Origin of the sequence: Pseudomonas sp. S37 (genome assembly GCF_016658545.1) — a bacterium.
Lineage (GTDB): Bacteria > Pseudomonadota > Gammaproteobacteria > Pseudomonadales > Pseudomonadaceae > Aquipseudomonas.
On sequence record NZ_JACVZC010000190.1, the window covers coordinates 1 to 5,768 of the forward strand.

At 61.9% G+C, this 5,768-nt stretch carries 5 protein-coding genes; 1 reads left to right on the forward strand and 4 read right to left on the reverse strand.

Features of this window, described 5'->3' with window-relative positions; genetic code table 11:
- Positions 1-82: 82 nt before the first annotated feature.
- The 4 genes from IAE39_RS28730 to IAE39_RS28745 form a co-directional block, all read right to left on the reverse strand.
- Positions 83-1,411, reverse strand: a complete 1,329-nt coding sequence (locus IAE39_RS28730; RefSeq protein ID WP_201207845.1) for an MFS transporter — start codon at positions 1,409-1,411, stop codon at positions 83-85.
- A 112-nt stretch (positions 1,412-1,523) separates the two neighbouring features.
- A complete protein-coding gene (locus IAE39_RS28735) occupies positions 1,524-2,429 on the reverse strand; it encodes a glycine betaine ABC transporter substrate-binding protein (RefSeq protein WP_201207846.1) in 906 nt (301 codons plus the stop codon).
- A 110-nt stretch (positions 2,430-2,539) separates the two neighbouring features.
- Positions 2,540-2,809 carry a cupin domain-containing protein gene (locus tag IAE39_RS28740; RefSeq protein WP_201207847.1) on the reverse strand — a complete coding sequence of 90 codons (270 nt, stop codon included), beginning with the start codon at positions 2,807-2,809 and terminating at the stop codon, positions 2,540-2,542.
- A 20-nt stretch (positions 2,810-2,829) separates the two neighbouring features.
- Positions 2,830-4,494, reverse strand: a complete 1,665-nt coding sequence (locus tag IAE39_RS28745; RefSeq protein WP_201207848.1) for a choline dehydrogenase — start codon at positions 4,492-4,494, stop codon at positions 2,830-2,832.
- 271 nt (positions 4,495-4,765) lie between these two features.
- Here IAE39_RS28745 and IAE39_RS28750 point away from each other — a divergent pair, with 271 nt between their 5' ends.
- Positions 4,766-5,623, forward strand: a complete 858-nt coding sequence (locus tag IAE39_RS28750) for a LysR family transcriptional regulator (RefSeq protein WP_201207849.1) — start codon at positions 4,766-4,768, stop codon at positions 5,621-5,623.
- Positions 5,624-5,768: the final 145 nt, after the last annotated feature.

The following is a 5,768-nucleotide window of genomic DNA, read 5'->3' on the forward strand; positions in this document are numbered from 1 at the left end:
CCCCCCCCCCCCCCCCCCCCCCCCCCCCCCCCCCCCCGCTCCTACAAGGGATCGCGCAAGGTGGAGGATTGTTGCAAAAGGCTCAGTCCAGCGCCGCAGCTTCCTGCAGGCTCAACGCTCGGGTTTCCGGCGCGTACAACCACGAAACCAGCAAGCCGACCAGGGTAATGATGGCCGCTGCATACAGGGTGTTGGCCACGCCGATCCCGCCAAGCGCCGCCGGTACCAGGTAGGTACCCGCTGCCGCGCCCACCCGCGAAAACGAGGTGCCAATGCCTACGGCCACCGCCCGCATTTCGGTCGGGAAGATCTCGTTCGGGTACACCAGCGTCAGCACCTGCGCACCGCCGATGAACAACGCATACAGCGAGAAGAACAGCACGATCAAGGCGCCGGAGCTGCTGTTGCAGATACCCAGCCCAAGCAGGGCGAGCCCCGAAAACAGGAAGCTGCAGATCAGCATGTTGCGCCGCCCCATCACGTTGACCAGGCGCGTTGCAAGCAGGCAACCGACCACGAAGAACAGGGTGATGATGATGGAGCTGAGCGCGCCAAGATCACCCGTCAGTTTCAGCGCCGCCAGCACTTTCGGGGCAAACGCATACACCGCGAACACCGGCACGATCGAGCAGGTCCAGAACACCACCACGAACAACATGCGTTTGCCATAGCCCGAGTGCAGCAGGGCGCGCAGCGGCAGTTTGTGTGCCTCGGCCTGTTCGGGCAGGTTCGCCAGCGAGAACGGCTTGCCGTAGACGCGCTTGATGACGGTGTCCGCTTCTGCCAGGCGCCCTTTGTTCAGCAGCCAGCGGGGTGATTCCGGTGTACCCAGGCGTACCAGCAACAGCAGGCCGCCAAACACCGCACCGCTGGCCAGCACCCAGCGCCAGGCATCCGCCACGCCGCTGCGCAAGATGAATTCACCAACGAGGTAGGCGCACGCAGCCCCGGCAAACCAGAGTAGCGCCAAGGCAGCCAACCTGGGGCCACGGTATTTTTTGGGCATGAATTCAACCAGCAACGCAGTGGCCACCGGGTATTCGATGCCAACTGCAATGCCGGTCAGCAGGCGCAACAGGAACAAGGCCAATGCGGAGTCCGCCCAGCACTGGGCGAGCGAGGAGAGCACAAAGATGACCGGGCCGACGAAAAAGATGCGCTGCCTGCCGGCCACGTCGGTCAGCCAGCCACCGATAAACCCGCCAAAGAAAATACCGATCAACGCTGATGCGGCGATCATTCCTTCCCAGAAGCTGTCCAGTTGCAGGGCGCTGGACAGCTGCAGCATCACCACCCCGACAATGCTCAGCACATAACCATCGACGAACGAGCCGCCACCGCAGCGAACGGTCAGCCATTGGTGGAAGCGGTTGAGCGGTACGTCTTCAATTGAAACCTGTAGGTTGTTCATTGCTGTTTCCCGACGCGAGGCCTGAAACGCGCGCACGACTATCCCCGGCTTCAGTGCCACTGAAGGCCGTGTACGCAGCGTTTCGCAGTTGGCAGTTGAAAAGTGCGTCAGCTCAGGGCTGTTGCGCAGTGATGGCCGGTTCGCCCTTGAACATGGCAGTGAAGGTGGGCTTGTGGGCGGCGTAGTATTCGGCCACCACCTGGTCGGCTGAGGTCTCGCGGGCCTGCTTCATCATCCGTTCAAGGTCGTTGAGGGGGAGCTTGTAGTGGGCGAAGAAGGTGGCCACCTGCGGAAAGTCGCGGGTGAAGCCCTTGCGCCCGACGGCATGAATCTGCTCGGCTTTGCCATAGACTTCTTTCGGGTCGTCGAGGTAGCGCAGTGGCCAGGTAGAGAACATCCAGTGCGGGCTCCAGGCATTGAGCAGGGCCCACTGGCCACGTTTGAGCTGGCGGTCGAACTCGTTGAGCATGCCGGTTTCGGACGAGGCCACCAGTTTGTAGCCGTCGAGCTTGTAGTCGGCGATGGCCCGGGTTGCGGTCTTGTACTGGCCGTTGCCTACTTCCGAAGTAAGGATCTTGCCGGCGAACTTTGCGCGCACCTCTGGCTTGTTCAGGTCTTCGATGCTTTTCACTTCGCTTTCGGGGATGCTGCTGGGCACGGCAAGCCCAAGGCGGCCCTCGTACAGCACACCCAGGTCTTCCAGCCTGGCCTTGTACTTTTCCCAGAACGGCTTGTGGCTGTAGGTCAGCCAGGCCATCGGGATCATGTCGACTTTGCCGGCTGCCAGCGCCTGGAACTGGATGCCGATATCGGCCATGACCAGTTTGACCGGTTGCTGCAGCTGGTCTTCCAGGGCGAGCCTGGCCAGCTTGGTGGCGATTTCTGCGTCGGCCCAGTTTACCCAGCCGACCACCACGGGTTGCTTTTCCTCGGCATGGCCAAGGCTGGCGATGGTTATCAATGCGGTGCCGGCCAGCCACTGGCAGGCGGTACGTGCGCTCAGGCGTTTACGGATCATCTGGCATCTCCATTTCTTGTAGTAGTAGGTTTGGCAGCTTGATGATGGGTGCTGTCGGGTTGTTCTTGTGAGCAGCCAGGCGCTGGCTGCAGGGCGCAGGTGGCTTCGGCTTACAGGTACTGGTAGCGATTGACGACGGCCGCACGAATGGCCCAGATAGCGTCCACGCCTTTTCGGATGGTGACGTGCCTGCCAGGTGCAATAGTGACGGGGGCATTGCCCTGGCTGTGGATGGCAGCCTCGCCCCGCTGTACCACAAACTGCACGTCCTGATCGTATTGGTAGGCGAAGCGGTCGGTATCGCCGCTTTCCCACAGTGACCAGGTTTGGCAGTGCGCCAGTTCTTCCGGGGTGGCCTGGCGGACGGTGATGGTGGTCATGGGGTATCTCCTGGACGCAATCAGGCAGAAGCCTTGTGGGTATCAGGCCGCTTGGCCTGGCTGTGATAGGGCAGGGCCTCGGGCTGCAGCGCGGGCTTGCCGAGGATGAGGTCACTGGCTTTTTCGGCGAGCATGATCGTTGCGGCATTGATGTTGGCGCTGGGCACACTCGGGAAAACGGAGGCGTCGATCACCCGCAGGCTGTCGACACCGCGCACGCGCAAGTGGCTGTCGACCACCGCCATCGGGTCTGCCACGGCGCCCATCTTGCAGGTGCCGCAGGGGTGGTAGGCACTGGCCGCGTCCTCACGGATGAACGCATCCAGGGCTTTGCCCGAGCGGATGGTGCGGCCTGGGGTATCTTCGCGAGGGTTGTAGCGCTTGAAGGCAGGCTGCTCGGCAAACGCGATACCCAGGCGCATGGCCTCGCGCATGACACGCCAGTCTTCATCGGTAGCCATGTAGTTGGGGTCGATGCGCAATGGGTCGGACACCTTGTTACTGCGCAGCCTGACCGTGCCGCGGCTGGTCGGGCGCATTGGGCCTACGCCAATTCGGTAGCCATAGGTCGTGCTTACCGGGATCCAGTGCTTGTCGAAGAACACCGGGAAGAAATGGAACTGGATATCCGGGTGCGGCGTGGAGGGTGCGCTGTTGAGGAATGCCCCGACGTGGCACTGGTTGACCGCGGCGACGCCCTTTTTGAAACCGAACCATTGCAGGCCGGCCCAGAGCATGCGGTGGTACTGCAGTTCGCGGTTGAGCGAAACCGGCTGCCTGGTTTCCATCTGGATATGGCATTCCAGGTGGTCCTGCAGGTTCTCACCCACGCCCGGCGCATCCACTTTTGCCGCGATGCCGTGCTCGCGCAAATGCTCAGCTGGGCCGATGCCCGACAACATCAGCAATTGCGCCGAGCCGAATACACCGCAGCACACAATGCTCTCGCGCCGTGCACGCACATCGATCGATTGGTTATGCCGGATAACCCGAAAGCCGGTGGCCCGGTCGCCTTCGAAGTTGATCTTCTGTACCTCGCAACCCAGCCAGAGGGTGAGGTTGGGGTGTTCACCCATGGCATGGAGGTAGCCGTAGGCCGCACTGTTGCGAATGCCGTCGCGCACGCTCATTTCAAAGCGTGACACACCCTCCTGGCGATAGCCGTTGACATCGTCGGTAAGGGTGAAGCCGGCTTGCTGGCCTGCTTCGAGAAAGGCCGCGTTCAACGGGCTGAGGTGTTCCTGGCGCTGGGCGCGAATCGGCCCCTGGTGGCCGCGATGCACGCCACCGATGCTGCTTGCTTCGATCTTCTTGAAGTACGGTGCACAGTCGGCCCAGCCCCAGCCTGTGGCCCCTTGGGCTTCCCAGCCGTCGTAGTCCAGCGGGTGCCCGCGCAGCCAGGTCATGCCGTTGATCGAGGAGGAACCGCCCAGTACGCGGCCACGCGGTTGCTGGATCTTGCGGTTGTTCAGGTGGGGCTGTTCTTCGGTGTAGTACCACCAGTTGTATCGGGATGTCGGCTTGAATGCCGAGCGCAGGCCGGCCGGCATGCGGATGATCCATGACTTGTCGCTGGGGCCTACTTCCAGCAACAGCACTTGGTTGCCCGCATCGGAAAGCCGACGCGCCAACACACAACCCGCAGAACCTGCACCTGCAATTACATAGTCAAACTCGGCTTTCATTATTGTTCTCCGACACGCACAGCCAGGCATACCGCCGAGGCGTCTCATGCACTGTTCGTGGGGCCAATCTAGCCAAGCCCGGGCGAGCTGGAAATCGAATAAAAAATAACCATCGGTTAAAAAAAATTTAAGCCGCAAGGGGCTGTCGCTGCCGGGCATGTGCTGGGCGTGGTCGCGTTTGACAGGCGGTTTTTTTGTTTGCCTAATGCCTGTCAATGCTTTTCTGCGTCGCTGCCAGAAGGGCTTGATTCCATTCGCCGAGGAAGGTGCTGTGCGTCATCTCGACCTTGCCCTGCTGCACAGTTTCAAGACCATTGCCGAATGCAAGAGCATCACTGTTGCCTCGCAGCGGCTGCTGAAAACGCCGGCAGCGGTGAGCATCCAGTTGAAAAAGCTGGAGGAGCAGATGGGCGGGCGGCTGATCGAAAGGGGCCATCAAGCCATGGTGCTCACCCCTCAGGGCGAGCAACTGCTGCAGTACGCGCGGAAAATGCTGGCACTGAGTGATGAGGCCATCGAGTTCTTCGCCAGGGGCGAGGTGTGCGGCGCGGTGCGCTTCGGCATACCTGATGACTACGCCAGCGCCTTCCTGCCACCGGTCATCCAGCAGTTCACCCGGCGCTACCCCAAGGTGAGCCTGAAGATCCGTAACGACATCAGCCAGAACCTGTTCACGGCACTGGAGGATGGCGAACTGGACCTGGCGCTGGTGACCCAGCGTACGGCCGATGGCCATGGCGAGATCTTGCGTTGCGACCCCCTGCACTGGGTGGCGGCAGCGGGCTACCGGCATGACCCCGCAGCACCGGTGCCGCTGGCCCTCTACCCCCATGGTTGCGGGTATCGCCGGCACATCCTGGCTGCGCTCAGTGCCAGCCTGATCGACTACGACATTGTGTTCGAGTGCACCGGTGTTACCGGGGTGCAGCTTGCCGTGGAGAGCGGGCTGGCGATTGCTGCCACATCGTCGCCGCTGATCTTGCCGAACTGGCAGATCATCGAGGCCGGTGACAGCACGCTGCCGCCACTGGGCAATGTGGTGATCGAGCTTAGGCAGGGGGGGAGTGAACCTGCACCTGCCGTTCGCTTCTTCGCTGACGAGTTGCGCAGGCAGGTTTCAGCCCTTTGAGGCTACTTTTCCGGCCTACGCGCCCCCTGTAGGAGCGGCCTTGTGTCGCGATCGGGCTGCAAAGCAGCCCCAGGTTTTAAGCGCAGATGCAGAAATTGCCGGGGCTGCTTTGCAGCCCGATCGCGACACAAGGCCGCTCCTACAG

Coding starts and splice junctions, on each gene's coding strand:
- IAE39_RS28730 (WP_201207845.1), bottom strand. CDS start 1,411: ATGAACAACCTACAGGTTTCAATTGAAGACGTACCGCTCAACCGCTTC.
- IAE39_RS28735 (WP_201207846.1), bottom strand. CDS start 2,429: ATGATCCGTAAACGCCTGAGCGCACGTACCGCCTGCCAGTGGCTGGCC.
- IAE39_RS28740 (WP_201207847.1), bottom strand. CDS start 2,809: ATGACCACCATCACCGTCCGCCAGGCCACCCCGGAAGAACTGGCGCAC.
- IAE39_RS28745 (WP_201207848.1), bottom strand. CDS start 4,494: ATGAAAGCCGAGTTTGACTATGTAATTGCAGGTGCAGGTTCTGCGGGT.